Here is a 14194-nt window from a genome sequence, read left to right as displayed (position 1 = left end):
AAGGGGGATTATGGGGATATTTGAGTAGAATCAGTGGATATTTGAAACAAAAACAGCCGAAAATCTTTGTTTAGATTTCGGCTGTCGGGGGAAGGACTTTTTTGCAAAGGTCTCAGGCCGTCTGAAAAGAAATTTTCAGACGGCCTTTTTAAGCGGAGGCTTTTTTCATCTAATTAGCGCTGCTATTGCCTATGCCTGTGCGGCATCCAATGCCTGCGCCAAGTCGGCAAGCAAATCGTCGATATGCTCGATACCCACGCTCAAGCGTACCATGTCGGGGCTGACGCCTGCTCCGGCAAGTTCTGCATCGTCAAGCTGACGGTGGGTCGTTGTAGCGGGATGGGTAGCCAGCGATTTGGCATCACCGATGTTCACCAAACGCAGGAAGAGTTGCAGTGCGTCAATGAACTTCGCACCGGCTTCGCGTCCGCCTTTAATACCGAAACTCAGCAAACCTGAGGCTTTGCCGCCGTAGTCACGGTCAATCAGAGCTTTATACGGACTGTCGGGCAGGGAAGGATAGTTCACCCATTCGACCTGCGGATGTTTCTTTAAGAATTCGGCTACTTTCAAGGCGTTTTCACAATGACGTTCCATACGCAGGGCAAGGGTTTCCAAACCTTGAAGCAGTAAAAATGCGCTGTGCGGAGACAGGGCGGCACCGGTATTACGCAATGGAACGACACGGGCACGGGCGATATAGGCTGCCGCACCAAAATGTTCGCAGTAGTTTACGCCGTGGTAAGACGGATCAGGTTGATTGAAAGTTTTTTCAAAACGCGGATTGCCTGCCCATTGGAATTTGCCGCCGTCGATAATGGCACCACCAATCGTTGTGCCGTGGCCGCCGATGTATTTGGTCAGGGATTGGATAACGATGTCGGCACCGTGCTCGATCGGGCGGAACAATGTGGGCGTAGCAACGGTGTTGTCCACCATCAGTGGCAGCCCTTGAGCGTGCGCGGCTTGTGCGAATGCTGGAATATCAACGACATTGATGGCGGGATTGCCGATAGATTCGCAATACACCAGTTTGGTGCGGCTGTCGGTATTGGCGGCGATTTCTTCGGGCTTGGCCGGATCGATAAAGCGTACTTCTATGCCTTGGCGCGGCAGGCTGTGGGCAAAGAAATTGTATGTGCCGCCGTAGAGGGTTTTGGTTGCAATGATGTTGTCGCCTGCTTCAACCAAGGTTTGAACGGCATAGGTAATTGCCGCCATACCGCTGGCGACAGCCAATGCGGCAATGCCTCCTTCCAGACGGGCAACGCGTTCTTCCAAAACGGCAGTGGTCGGATTCATCATACGGGTGTAGATATTGCCCGCTACATCAAGGTTGAACAAGTCTGCGCCGTGTTGCGTGTTGTCAAAAGTGTAGGAAGTGGTTTGGTAAATGGGGACAGCAGCGGATTTGGTAGTCGGTTCGGATTGATAGCCTGCATGCAGGGCAATGGTTTCCCATTTCATTTAAATATCCTTGTAGCGATTAAATAATGATAAATAGAGGCCAGTAGTAACGGATTTGAAGGGCAAACTTTCCATAATGGAAAAGTTTGGATGCAGCAATATACGGCCTTTCCTATAAGAAAGATTACCATGAGCGACACGCAACTGACCCAAGAAGAACGATACCACATTCAAGATCTGTCCTGCCACCACACCATCATCGAATGACACTCCATCACAATGCCGTTTACCGCAATCTTCTCCTAAATAAAAGTAACGGCGACACTCTGTGGCAACATTTCAGAATATGCAGCAAATCCTACTTCAAACGATACGGTAGCATATGACTCTGAGGCAGAATGCACGATCGCGTCGGCATGGAAAACGCCTCTCCATGGTCGAGCAAAAATTCCGCATTGGTGATGGGTAGGGCAATACTATTGACGGTAAAGATCAGAAAAGCGGAGATCTTTGCAAAAATCCCCCAAATTCCTAAATGTCTGGGTGGGACTTTAGGGATTTGGGGGATTTTTAAAGATATTAGGCCGTCTGAAACTGCATTATAGAAAGTTTCAGACGGCCCTTGGGTATTCTTTGGATTTGAAAATAAAAAAAGACTTGAATCATCAAGTCTCGAATTTCATTTTCACTAGATAAAAAAATATCAAGAATGGCGGAAGCGGTGAGATTCGAACTCACGGAGGGCTATCAACCCTCGACGGTTTTCAAGACCGTTGCATTAAACCGCTCTGCCACGCTTCCATTCTTGAAGCCGTAATATTAATGGAACTTACGGCCTTTGCCAAGAGGTATTTTAGAAAAAATATCTAGGATTCTGTTTTTATTTAGATTGTTCTTCACGCATGAATACCCATTCGGCTTCGTTTGAAGCTGCTTCATTGAATGAATAGCCTTCGTAGTCGAAGTTTTTCAGCATTTCAGGCTCGGTAATGCCGTGTTCTGCCGCGTAGCGTACCATCAAACCGCGCGCACGTTTGGCGTAGAAGCTGATGATTTTGTATTTGCCGTTTTTCTCATCTTTAAAAATCGGCGTAATCAGGCGTGCGTTGAGTTTTTTGGTGTTGACGGATTTGAAATATTCTTGTGAGGCGAGGTTGATTAAAACGTCGCTGTCGGCCTGCTTCAGCGTTTGGTTGAGCAGGTCGGTAATTTTATCGCCCCAAAATTCGTAGAGGTTTTTGCCGCGCGAGTTGGCAAAGGCCGTACCCATTTCCAAGCGGTAGGGCTGCATCAAGTCGAGCGGGCGCAGTACGCCGTATAAGCCGGAAAGCAGGCGGACGTGTTGTTGCAGGTAGTCGATTTGTTCCGGTTTGAGCGTATCGGCGGCGATGCCTTCGTAGACGTCACCGTTGAACATAAATACGGCTTGTTTGGCGTTTTCAGGCGTAAACGGCGTGTGCCATGCGGCATTGCGTTCGGCATTGAGCAGGGCGATTTTATCGGAAACATGCATCAGTTCGGCGATTTGTTGAGGGGCAAGCTGACGCAACTCCTGCATCAGGATTTCTGCTTCGGGCAGAAGGTCGGGCAGGGTAAAGCTGCTGACGGGGGAGGGGTCTTTTTCGTTGAGGTTTTTGGCTGGGGATAAGACAAAAAACATAATAATTTCGGCTTTGAAATGAATAATGTGTGGGATTGTAGGTTTAAAATCGAGGAAGAACAAGACGGGCTAAACGCATTAATTGAATGCTTTTATTGAAACGTATTTCTGTTGAAAGTAAAATTCGAAGCTTCCCCCTGTTTCTGACATTTCTACTTGAGGAGAATATCATGTCTAAAACCATTATTCATACCGACAAAGCCCCTGCCGCGATTGGCGCATACAGCCAAGCAGTCCGTGCAGGCGATACGGTTTATATGAGCGGTCAGATTCCTTTGGATTCGGCTACGATGACTGTGGTCGGCAATGGCGACTTCCGCTCCGAAGCAGTGCAAGTATTTAGAAACCTGCAAGCCGTAGCCGAAGCGGCTGGCGGTTCTTTAAACGATATCGTCAAACTCAATGCTTATTTGACCGATTTGGCCAACTTTGCAGTGTTCAATGAAGTGATGGCTGAATTTATCGAACAACCTTTCCCGGCGCGCGCGGCGGTTGGCGTGGCCAGCCTGCCTAAAGGCGTTCAGGTTGAAGCAGAAGCAGTATTGGTTTTAAATGCATAATTGATGTTTTCAGACGGCCTGGGCTGGGCTTGAGGCCGTCTGAAAAGAATAACAACGGAAAACAATAATAATGGCACATTACGCAATCGGAGACATTCAAGGATGTTTTGACGAGCTGACTTTGTTGCTTGCCAAAATCGGCTTTAATCATGGTACGGATACCCTTTGGCTGGTCGGCGATATTGTCAATCGCGGCCCGAAGTCCTTGGAAACCCTGAAATTTGCCAAAGAGTATGACAGCAGCGTGCAAATGGTTTTGGGTAATCATGATTTGCATCTTTTGGCAGTCGGTTGCGGTGAAGGAACGCTCAAGCGCAGTGATACTGTTGAGCCGATTTTGACCCACCCCGATAGTCATGCCATGCTTGACTGGCTGCGTCATCAACCGCTTTTGGTACGCGGCGACAGGCATGTGATGGTGCATGCCGGTATTTTGCCGCAATGGTCTGTTAATAAAGCCGAAAGCCTTGCCCGTGAAGCTGAGGATGAATTGCAAGGTAAAAAATACAGGAAATTTTTTGGCAAAATGTACGGCAACAAGCCGACCGAGTGGACGGACGATTTGACAGGCTATGAGCGCCTACGCATGATTATCAACGTCTTTACCCGTATGCGGGCGCTGACGTATAAAGGCGAATTGGATTACGAATATAAATCCACTCTGAAAAAAATGCCGCTTTACCTGCGCCCTTGGTTTAAAGCGCCCGATAGGCAGAATTTGGATTATATTACTGTGTTTGGGCATTGGTCGTCATTGGGCTACGTTAATACCGATCAGGTCATCGCTTTGGATACCGGCGCGTTGTGGGGCGGAGAGCTGACAGCGGTCAATTTGGATACCAATGAAGTGATACAGGTACCGTCCTTGGGCGGATTGGATTGGAAAACGGCATTGAAATAGTTTGGATAAGATAAAAGGCCGTCTGAAATGTTTCAGACGGCCTTTTGTATTGGTTAATCCAAAGAAGGCAGGAGTTTGTCCGGATTCATTATGCCGTAAGGATCAAGCTGATTTTTGATGGCATGCATCAGAACGAGTTCAGCCTGCGTACGCACACGGGGCAGCCAATGTTTTTTGATGATGCCTACGCCGTGTTCTGCGGCAATCGTACCGTGGCAGGTAAGGATGTTTTCATAAACAATGGTATTGACGGCGTCTTCGTATTGGTAGGCTTCATTGCTCAATACATTGGGCAGGAATGTATTGTAATGCAGGCTGCCGTCGCCTAAATGTCCGAAGCAGACAATTTGTATGCCGGGGAAGCGGGTTTCCAGTGCAGGGGCGCATTGGCGGACAAAGGCGGCCACTTGGGCGATAGGGACGGCGATGTCGTGTTTGATGCTGGTGCCGAGTTTGCGTTGGGAAGCAGAAATATTTTCACGCAAGGTCCATAAGTCGGAGCGCTCTTGCTCGGATTGCGCCAAGATACTGTTTTCCCATCCGTTTTGATAGAGAAATTCGGCAAGCTTTTCATCCAGTCCGGCATCGGGAACAGAGTCTGCAAGTTCAATCAAAATATGCCATTCCGCATCAGCAGGCTTTTTGAGTTGGCTGAATTCCGAAGATAAATCGAGGGCAAAGCGGCTGATCAGCTCGAAGCTGGTCAAGCGTTCGGCAAAATGGCCTTGCACCGCAGTCAAAAGCGAGACGGCGGATTCAATATCGTCTAAACCTACCCATGCGGTTGCTTTGGTTTTGGGCTGGGCAAAGAGTTTGAGTGTGGCGGCGGTAATGATGCCCAATGTTCCTTCGCTGCCGATAAAAAGATGGCGCAAGTCGTAGCCGGTTGTGTTTTTGTGCAGGGGCTGAAGGTGGGAAACCAGTTCGCCGTTTGGCAAAACGACTTCCAAACCCAATACCAAATCACGCATGCTGCCGTAACGCAAGACATTCAAACCGCCGGCATTACAGGCGATATTGCCGCCGATTTGGCAAGAGCCTTCGCTGGCAAGGCTGAGCGGAAACAGTCGTCCGGCTTCGGCTGCCGCCTTTTGAGCATTTTGCAAAATCACGCCAGCTTCAACCGTCATGCTGTTGTCGGCAAGGTTGATATCGCGGATGCGGTTGAGCTTGGAGAGATTTAGCAGTACACCTTTGGTGATTACCGTTGCGCCGCATAATCCGGTATTGCCGCCTTGTGGGGTTACACGGATGCGGTTTTCAAAACAGAAACGCATGATTTTCTGCACGCTCTCGACAGAGTTCGGCTGTAAGACAATATCCGGCGAAGAAACAAAACGGCGGCGTTGGTCGTTTAACAAGGCCGGAGTGGCTTCGATGATTTCAGAGGCGGAAAGAAACTCAGCAAAACGGTCGTGAAGGTGCATGGCAGTCAGGCGGACAAGTTGGAAAGGGGAGTATGAAGAATGTAAAAAAGCAGGATACGCAATGGTATCCTGCTTTTCTTATATTCAAAAGAATATTATTTAGCAGCTTCAGAAGCGGCAGAAGCAGCGGCTTCAGCAGCAGATGCAGCAGCTTCAGTAGCAGAAGCAGCGGCTTCAGTAGCAGCAGCTTCGGTAGCTTCAGCAGCAGAAGCAGCAGCTTCAGTAGCAGAAGCAGCGGCTTCGGAAGCAGCAGAAGCGGCAGAAGCAGCAGTTTCAGCAGCTTTATCAGCACCGCCACAAGCGGCCAAAGCTAAAGACAACAAAGCAGCAGCGAACAGAGATTTTTTCATTTTTAAGAACCTTTTTTAAATCGATTTAAACTAAAAATAGCCGTCAAACGGCCTGTACAGTAGAAATTCATTGCTGAATTTTTTAATATTATGCCCCACGGGATAGGTCAATGCAACGTTGCGTAACCGTTTGTTGGCTAAAATCAATACGAAAATAGTGAAAATAATGTAAATCATATTGGCGCGCGAAAAATCATCTGAAAATATTCATTATTAATGAAGATTTTAAAAATACATTGTATTCAATGAGTTGTGTATTTTTATTTGTTATTGGTTTTAAGGGTTTGGAATGTTTTTGCGTTTAGGGAAATTTTTGTAATTTAGCAACTTTGTGTTGTGAAAAAGCAACTTTTATGGATTGGAATCATTCAATTTTGTTTTTTATATGGACTTTTTCGGTTTTGTTGTATTCGCCAAAAGGATTTGTTTAAGGTAAACCGATTGTTTAGTTACAGCTGTGATAGAATAGCCTGAACTTGACTTTATAAATATTGATTAAGGACGACATGATGTCTATTGTTAAAAATTCCGTAGTTTCCCTGCATTATGAAATGTACGATGCAAACAACCAGTTGTTGGACAAAACCGAAGAGCCGATTGCTTACTTGCATGGGGGTTATGACGGTATTTTCCCTTTGGTGGAAGAAGCGTTGCACGGCAAAAATGTAGGCGATACCGTTGAAGTGGCTTTGTTGCCTGATGATGCTTTCGGCGAGCAAGATCCTGAGCTGGTGCGCATTGAAGATGTAGGTGTATTCCCTGTTGAAGTTGAAGTCGGCATGATGTTTGAAGCCGATGATCCGGAAACAGGTGATGTATTGATTTATCGTGTAACCGATGTTGCCGACGGTAAAGCCGTAGTAGACGGCAACCATCCTTTGGCCGGTATGAAAGTATTGTTCAAAGCGACTGTTGAGGGCGTGCGCGATGCGACCGAGGAAGAAATTGCCCACGGTCACGTACATGGCCCGCACGGTCATCACCATCACTAATCAGGCTTAACGCATGATAAAGGCCGTCTGAAAAGGAATGAAATTCTCCTTTTCAGACGGCCTTTAAGTTTTTATAAGACGGATAAATAGGAAATTTTGGCTCAGGTCAAATCAAGCGGGGAAATATGGGGTTTGTTTGAGACTACAATGAATTACATATCACGGTGCGGCAGAATCTGTATTAAGATTCAGATATTGGTAAAACAGGCAGAATGCAATGAGTGAGACATTGGAGCAGCAGGCTGTAGAGGCCGGTATTGATTTAGGCTACCACGACATCAACGGTACATATCATGCGACCAAACCTGAAGTTTTGGAATCGATCGTTGCTGTTTTGGACAAAAGCAAACCGGATTCAGACGGCCTTTATCTGAATACGATGGTCGCGCATGAAAACGGCGAAGAATCTTTACAGATGCCGTCTGAATTTCATGGCGCTGAAGCGGTCGTATTGATTGATGAGGCGGATGAGTGCCAGAACTTGGCTTTATATCTGGGCGACAACAATACGCTTTGGATTAAGCTGCCCCAGCTGGCTTGCGGTTATTATACTTTGTCAGCCGAGACCGGTGGTAAATGTTGCCTTGTACGCCTGATTGTTGCGCCTAAATCGGTTTATCAGCCCAAACTGCTTGCCAATGGCGGTCGGATGAATGGTTTGACCATGCATTTGTACAGCCTGCGTTCCGAGCGGAATTGGGGCATAGGCGACTTTACCGATTTGCTGAATTTGATGAAATATGCGGCGGAGAAAAAGCTGGATTTTGTCGGTATCAACCCTTTGCACGCTTTGTTTACCAGCAAGCCTGCCTTTGCCAGCCCGTATAGCCCTTCTTCGCGCGAATGGCTTAATCCGATTTATTTGGATATCGAGAAAGTCGGCGCGTTTACTTATAACGAGCAACTGAAAAACTGGCTGGCCCAACCGAAAATCCGTCAGCGCATTGCCGCTTTGCGTGTTACGGAAACGGTGACTTATACGGCGGTTTGGGCATGCAAGCGTGATGCGCTGCACATGGCGTTTAACGCGTTTGAACAAGATACTTGCGAGGCTGCGGTAAATGAACGTGCTGCATTTGAAGCATTTGTATTAGAAAAAGGCAAGGCTTTGCAGGGCTTCGGTTTGTTTGAGGCTTTGGACCAGTATTACAGCCGTCCCGGACAAGTGGGTTGGCAGTCATGGCCGTCTGAATTTCATCAGCCTGATGGCGAAGCAGTAGAAAAATTCGCGCGCAGTCATGAGCGGGAAATCCGTTTTTATATGTGGCTGCAATGGCTTTGCGCGGAGCAGTTGCGCGAAGTCAACCAAGCCGCTGCCGAATACGGTGTTAAACTCGGTATTTACGGCGATTTGGCGGTCGGCGTGGCGCGAGGCAGCGCGGATACTTGGTTAAACCGCCAAGATTATTGTATGGACGTATCGGTCGGTGCGCCGCCCGATCCTTTAGGGCCGACAGGGCAGAATTGGAATTTGCCGCCGCTTAATCCGTTAATGTTGAAGCATACGGGCTATGAAAAATTTGCCCATCTGTTGCGCGAAAACATGCGCCTGTATGGCGTGTTGCGGATTGACCATGTGATGGCATTGTGTCGTTTGTGGTGGGTTTTAAACGATAAAACAGCGGATTTCGGCTCATATGTGCATTACGATGCCGAAGTGACTTTCGCCATTTTGGCATTGGAAAGCCGGCGCAACCGTTGCGTCATCATCGGCGAGGACTTGGGGACGGTACCCGATCAAGCGCGTTATCTGCTCAACCGCTATCAAGTGTTCTCTTACAAGGTCATGTATTTCAGCAAGGGCTGGAACGGTTTTCAATTACCTGAAGAATACCCCGAGCAGGCGATTACGGTCATCAGTACCCACGATGTTGCGCCCTTGGCGGGCTATTGGACAGGCAAAGATTTGGATACGATGTTCAAACTCGGTACTTTGCCTGATGCAGCCGCTTTTCAGACGGCCTTGGATGAACGCGAACACGATAAAGCCGATTTGCTGGATAAATTGAAATATACCGGCTGTCTGGGTGCAGACGTACAAATGCCGGCAAAAGCCGATGAAACCTTGCTGGCGGCTTTGCACAAATACGGCGCATTGAGCCGCAGCAAGCTTTACGCAGTACAACTGGAAAACCTGCTGGGCGTCATTGACAATCTGAATGTCCCGGGTGTAACCGAAGGCTATCCGAACTGGGCGCAAAAAATGCCGGTTTCTTTGGAAGATTTCCTACAACACCGCCTCATGGGCGGCCAACTTGCCATTATTGACGAGGTACGCATGAAAACAAACAGCCAAATCAAGACTTATCATGAACTTGACCAAATCGAGCGCGATACGGTCGAAAGCCTGTTTCTTGCCACCCATAGCGATGTGTTCGCTTATCTGGGACGACACCGCCTTGCAGAGGGCGATGAAGTGGTACGCGTTTTGATTCCCGGTGCAGTAAGCGTGGATATCGTGAACCGCCGCAGCGGCGAACTCATCGTGCCGTCTGAAAAAATTGATGAACGCGGTTTCTTTGTGGCCGTCTTGCCCGATGATGCGCCCGATTACGCTTTGCGTATCCGTTACACCGAAGACACTGAGCCTGTGATTGAAGAAGACCCTTATCATTTCAGCTCTGCGTTGCAAGATATGGATTCCTGGCTGTTGGCCGAAGGCAAACACCTGCGTCCTTATGAGACTTTAGGCGCGCATTTTGCCGAGTTGGACGGTGTGAAGGGCGTACGCTTTGCCGTCTGGGCGCCCAATGCGCAACGCGTTTCCGTTATCGGCGAGTTCAACAACTGGGACGGCCGCCGCCATGTGATGCGTTTCCACCGCGACAACGGCATTTGGGATATCTTCATTCCTGCCGTCAAACTCAATGCCCTCTACAAATTTGAAATCCGCGATGCCAACAGCAATGTGCGCGAAAAAGCCGACCCGTATGCTTTCGGTGCGGAACTGCGCCCGACCACGGCATCTATCGTGCGCGGTTTGCCTGACGAAGTGGAAGAACCGGCCTTCCGCGCCCGTGCCAACGCCATTGATGCGCCGATCAGCATTTATGAAGTGCATTTGGGTTCGTGGAAACGCAATCCGGAAAACAACTTCTGGCTGACTTACGAAGAGCTTGCCAAAGAATTAGTCGCATACGTCAAAGACATGGGCTTTACCCATATCGAATTCCTGCCCGTTTCCGAATATCCGTTTGACGGCTCATGGGGCTATCAGGCAACCGGTTTGTATGCTCCGACCAGCCGTTTCGGTTCGCCGGAAGAATTGCGCGCACTGATTAAAGCCGCGCACGACGAGGGCATCAGCGTTATCCTCGACTGGGTGGTCGGCCATTTCCCAACCGATGATCACGGCCTGGCCAAGTTTGACGGCACCGCGCTGTACGAACACGCCGATCCGCGCGAAGGCTACCATCAAGACTGGAACACCCTAATTTACAACTTCGGCAGAAATGAAGTGAAAAACTTCCTGCAAGGCAACGCCCTGTATTGGATAGAACGTTTCGGCTTCGACGGTATCCGCGTTGACGCGGTTGCTTCGATGATTTACCGCAACTACTCGCGCAAAGACGGCGAGTGGATTCCGAACCAATACGGCGGCCATGAAAACCTTGAAGCCATCGCTTTCCTGCGCGATACCAACACCATGTTGAAAGAGGAAGTTCCGGCTGCGACTGAAATTGCCGAAGAGTCTACTTCATTCGCCAATGTAACCCGCCAAGAAGGTTTGAACTTCAGCTTCAAATGGAATATGGGCTGGATGAATGATACTTTGCGTTACATGATGGAAGACCCCATCAACCGCAAATATCACCACAACAAAATGACCTTCGGCATGATGTACCAATACAGCGAAAACTTCGTCCTGCCGCTTTCACACGATGAAGTCGTACACGGCAAACGCTCGCTGCTCGGACGGATGCCCGGCGACTGCTGGCAAAAATTTGCCAACCTGCGTGCCTACTATGGCTTTATGTACGGCTTCCCCGGCAAAAAACTCTTGTTTATGGGCAGCGAGTTTGCACAAGGCCGAGAGTGGAACTACAACGAAGGACTGGATTGGTTCTTGCTGGAGCAAGAGGGCGGCTGGCACAAAGGCGTACAAGACTTTGTGCGCGAGTTGAACCATGTCTATAAAGACATTGCGCCGCTTTACCAATTGGACCAATGGCCTGAAGGCTTTGAGTGGTTGGTTGCCGATGACGGCAACAATTCCGTTTTCGTCTTCGAACGCCGCGACCGCGAAGGCAACCGCGTTATCGTCATTAGCAACTTCACGCCTGTGGTGCGCGAAGGCTACCGCTTCGGTGTGAATTCCGCCGGCGAATACCGCGAAATCCTCAATTCGGACGACCTGCATTACAAAGGCAGCGGCGTTTCTGCCGGCGCAACGGTGGAGACAGAAGAAGTTTGGTCGCATGGCAAACCTCATTCCCTGTCTGTGACCGTGCCGCCGTTGGCAACCGTTTACCTGTATCAGGCGGCAGTCAAAGACGAAGCGTAAATTAACTTTGAGGGTGGGCATCATGTCTGCCTAATCAGCTGAAAATTAAAAGATAGTGATATCAATATGATTCAAGGCCGTCTGAAAGATTTTCAGACGGCCTTATATTGGACACGAAACCAAATACATACCAAGGAATCATTCTATGACTGCCAAATCATGGCATATCGAGGAAGGCAAGCCTTATCCCATGGGTGCGACCCTGACAAGCAAGGGCGCGAATTTCACCTTGTTTTCCATCAATGCCGAAAAGGTCGAATTGTGTCTGTTTGATAAAGATAAAGAAACCCGTTTGGAGATGCCTTCGCGGCGCGGTTCGGTATTTTACGGATTTGTGCCGGATGTTAAGGCAGGGCAGCGATACGGTTTTCGCGTGTATGGACGTGAAAACGCAGAATACGGCTCATGTTTTAATACCAACAAATTGCTGATTGACCCGTATTCAAAAAAAATTGACGGCAAACCAAGCTACCGTACCGCCGAAGAAATGGCATGGTTCAGGCCGGAAGATGAACGCGACAATGCCGCCGTTGCGCCGAAAAGCGTCGTGATCGGACGCAGCCGCTTTAATTGGGCCAAAGATTGCCGTCCGGAAATACCGTGGGGCAAAACCGTTATTTATGAAGCCCATGTCAAAGGGTTTACCAAGCAGTTCCCCGATTTGAAATATGCAGGCACTTATAAGGCCTTGTGCGATAAACGGGTTTTAGCCTATTTGCAAGAGTTGGGGGTGACAACGGTCGAGCTGCTGCCGATTCATTTTCATCTGGATGAATACCATCTTCAGCAGATGGGCTTGAGCAATTATTGGGGCTACAACACTTACTCCCATTTTGCCGTTGAGCCGTCTTATGCTGACAATCCCGAGCGTGCGGCGGCGGAGTTTAAACAAGCGGTCAAAGCCTTGCATCAGGCTGGTTTGGAAGTGATTTTGGATGTCGTGTACAACCACACGGCAGAGCAGGACGACAAAGGCCCGATGCTGTGTCAGCGCGGTATCGACAACACGTTATGGTATTGGCACACCCCTTACGGCAATTATGAAAACTGGTCGGGTTGCGGCAATACGCTCAATATTGTCCGGCGCGACGTTACCCGTTGGGCGGCAGACAGCTTGCGCTATTGGGCCGAAGAGTTTCATGTCGACGGCTTTCGTTTCGACTTGGGAACCGTATTGGGACGCGAACCCGATTTCCAATCGTATGGCCGTTTTTTCCAAGTCCTGTATCAAGACCCGGTTTTGGCCGGCTTGAAACTGATTGTCGAAGCATGGGACATCGGCGAGGGCGGCTATCACTTGGGCAATTTCCCTCAACCTTTTGCCGAATGGAACGGCCGTTTCCGCGATGATATGCGCGCGTTTTGGTCATGGGAAAGCGGCAATTTGGGCGCATTTGCCGAACGTTTGGCCGGGTCGTCCGATATTTTCAACCACAGCGGCCGCCACCCGTCTGCCAGTATCAACTTCATCACTGCACACGACGGCTTCACTCTGCGCGATTTGGTCAGCTACAACGAGAAACACAACGAAGCGAACGGCGAAAACAACCGCGACGGGCATAATGAAAACATCAGCTACAACCACGGCGTAGAAGGCGAAACTGATGATGAAGAAGTTTTGCTCAACCGCGAATACACTTCCAAAGCGCTGCTTGCCTCCTTATTTTTATCCAACGGTACGCCCATGCTTTTGGCCGGCGATGAGTTTGGCAACAGTCAGCACGGCAACAACAACAGCTACTGCCAAGATAATCCGATTACATGGTTGGATTGGCAAAATGAGTCCCATATGTTGCAGAATTACACTCAAGAGCTGATACGCGTCCGAAGTCAAATCAAGTTGCTGACAGATGATTGCTGGTGGGAAAAAGAGCGTGTGCAATGGCTCAATGCTGATGGCAGCCCGATGACGGAATATTGTTGGCACAACAGGGGCAGCAAGGCGATTCAGATTGTTTTGGACGATAAATGGCTGCTGTTGGTCAATGCCAAACGTAGTCGTCAGTTATTTAACCTGCCTCAAGGCAATTGGGAAATTTCTTGCGTACCATCTGAGAAATTTAATTACGAAGAATCAGGAAAATGTGTTGTTGAGCATATGGGGATTTGGATTTTACATAAAACAAATTAAATGAGAATTAAACTATTGATTGATTAACTCTTTGATATTTTGTCGATATTTGTTCATTTTTAGCTTGGTAGTATAAATTGAAAATGCCGATAAGATGATGAATGGTTTAATTGTTAATTGAATGTTTTATAAAGAAAAATATATCCTTTTTTTTGAATCTTTCCGCTATAATCTCCTTAGTTTGTAACAAATCTACGCACCATTCCTTTCAGACGGCCTGTTGCCGTTGTCAGGCCGTCTGAAAACCGAGTTTCGTTGTTTT

Annotated in this window: 9 protein-coding genes, 1 tRNA gene and 1 pseudogene; 6 read left to right on the top strand and 5 right to left on the bottom strand. The window is 48.5% G+C overall.

Going from position 1 to position 14194, the window contains the following annotated elements:
• Positions 1-189 precede the first annotated feature (189 nt).
• Positions 190-1467, bottom strand: a complete 1278-nt coding sequence (locus tag ACTHTJ_RS08895) for an O-acetylhomoserine aminocarboxypropyltransferase/cysteine synthase family protein (RefSeq protein WP_440360924.1) — start codon at positions 1465-1467, stop codon at positions 190-192.
• Between the two features lie 194 nt (positions 1468-1661).
• Here ACTHTJ_RS08895 and ACTHTJ_RS08890 point away from each other — a divergent pair.
• Positions 1662-1873 (top strand): annotated as a pseudogene (locus tag ACTHTJ_RS08890) (IS30 family transposase); the annotation flags it as partial.
• A 244-nt stretch (positions 1874-2117) separates the two neighbouring features.
• Here ACTHTJ_RS08890 and ACTHTJ_RS08885 read toward each other — a convergent pair.
• Together ACTHTJ_RS08885 and yaaA are read right to left on the bottom strand one after the other, a co-directional pair.
• Positions 2118-2208 (bottom strand) — tRNA-Ser (locus ACTHTJ_RS08885).
• Positions 2209-2287: 79 nt separating this feature from the next.
• Entirely contained in the window at positions 2288-3067 is a 780-nt protein-coding gene (gene yaaA / locus ACTHTJ_RS08880; RefSeq protein ID WP_070843133.1) for a peroxide stress protein YaaA, read from the bottom strand.
• A gap of 170 nt (positions 3068-3237) precedes the next feature.
• Between yaaA and ACTHTJ_RS08875 the strand changes: the two genes are divergently transcribed.
• Positions 3238-3627 carry a RidA family protein gene (locus ACTHTJ_RS08875; RefSeq protein ID WP_070585779.1) on the top strand — a complete coding sequence of 130 codons (390 nt, stop codon included), beginning with the start codon at positions 3238-3240 and terminating at the stop codon, positions 3625-3627.
• A 70-nt stretch (positions 3628-3697) separates the two neighbouring features.
• Complete coding sequence (locus ACTHTJ_RS08870) at positions 3698-4528, top strand: symmetrical bis(5'-nucleosyl)-tetraphosphatase (protein WP_070585778.1); 831 nt, start codon at positions 3698-3700, stop codon at positions 4526-4528.
• A gap of 53 nt (positions 4529-4581) precedes the next feature.
• Here ACTHTJ_RS08870 and ACTHTJ_RS08865 read toward each other — a convergent pair whose 3' ends face one another.
• Both ACTHTJ_RS08865 and ACTHTJ_RS08860 read right to left on the bottom strand, forming a co-directional pair.
• Positions 4582-5955 (bottom strand): FAD-binding oxidoreductase, encoded by a 1374-nt coding sequence (locus ACTHTJ_RS08865; RefSeq protein ID WP_070585777.1) that lies wholly within the window; start codon positions 5953-5955, stop codon positions 4582-4584.
• A gap of 95 nt (positions 5956-6050) precedes the next feature.
• Complete coding sequence (locus ACTHTJ_RS08860) at positions 6051-6305, bottom strand: hypothetical protein (RefSeq protein WP_070585776.1); 255 nt, start codon at positions 6303-6305, stop codon at positions 6051-6053.
• Between the two features lie 509 nt (positions 6306-6814).
• Here ACTHTJ_RS08860 and ACTHTJ_RS08855 point away from each other — a divergent pair.
• The 3 genes from ACTHTJ_RS08855 (at position 6815) to glgX (ending at position 13932) form a co-directional block, all read left to right on the top strand.
• Positions 6815-7297 (top strand): FKBP-type peptidyl-prolyl cis-trans isomerase, encoded by a 483-nt coding sequence (locus ACTHTJ_RS08855; RefSeq protein WP_070585775.1) that lies wholly within the window; start codon positions 6815-6817, stop codon positions 7295-7297.
• 217 nt (positions 7298-7514) lie between these two features.
• The gene (glgB, locus tag ACTHTJ_RS08850) at positions 7515-11801 is read left to right on the top strand and encodes a 1,4-alpha-glucan branching protein GlgB (protein ID WP_440360923.1); all 4287 of its coding nucleotides are present in this window, start codon (positions 7515-7517) and stop codon (positions 11799-11801) included.
• A 145-nt stretch (positions 11802-11946) separates the two neighbouring features.
• The gene (gene glgX, locus ACTHTJ_RS08845; RefSeq protein ID WP_070585773.1) at positions 11947-13932 is read left to right on the top strand and encodes a glycogen debranching protein GlgX; all 1986 of its coding nucleotides are present in this window, start codon (positions 11947-11949) and stop codon (positions 13930-13932) included.
• The last annotated feature ends 262 nt before the right edge of the window (positions 13933-14194 follow it).

The organism is Neisseria sp. P0018.S001, assembly GCF_051957355.1.
Taxonomy (GTDB): domain Bacteria; phylum Pseudomonadota; class Gammaproteobacteria; order Burkholderiales; family Neisseriaceae; genus Neisseria; species Neisseria subflava_A.
Note: the sequence above shows the minus strand (reverse complement) of the source record. Positions and strands in the feature narration are given on the sequence as shown.

Excerpts from the sequence above, each read along its gene's own strand:
- glgX (WP_070585773.1), top strand. The coding sequence starts at position 11,947 with ATGACTGCCAAATCATGGCATATCGAGGAAGGCAAGCCTTATCCCATG.
- ACTHTJ_RS08865 (WP_070585777.1), bottom strand. The coding sequence starts at position 5,955 with ATGCACCTTCACGACCGTTTTGCTGAGTTTCTTTCCGCCTCTGAAATC.
- ACTHTJ_RS08860 (WP_070585776.1), bottom strand. The coding sequence starts at position 6,305 with ATGAAAAAATCTCTGTTCGCTGCTGCTTTGTTGTCTTTAGCTTTGGCC.
- glgB (WP_440360923.1), top strand. The coding sequence starts at position 7,515 with ATGAGTGAGACATTGGAGCAGCAGGCTGTAGAGGCCGGTATTGATTTA.
- ACTHTJ_RS08870 (WP_070585778.1), top strand. The coding sequence starts at position 3,698 with ATGGCACATTACGCAATCGGAGACATTCAAGGATGTTTTGACGAGCTG.
- yaaA (WP_070843133.1), bottom strand. The coding sequence starts at position 3,067 with ATGTTTTTTGTCTTATCCCCAGCCAAAAACCTCAACGAAAAAGACCCC.
- ACTHTJ_RS08875 (WP_070585779.1), top strand. The coding sequence starts at position 3,238 with ATGTCTAAAACCATTATTCATACCGACAAAGCCCCTGCCGCGATTGGC.
- ACTHTJ_RS08895 (WP_440360924.1), bottom strand. The coding sequence starts at position 1,467 with ATGAAATGGGAAACCATTGCCCTGCATGCAGGCTATCAATCCGAACCG.
- ACTHTJ_RS08855 (WP_070585775.1), top strand. The coding sequence starts at position 6,815 with ATGTCTATTGTTAAAAATTCCGTAGTTTCCCTGCATTATGAAATGTAC.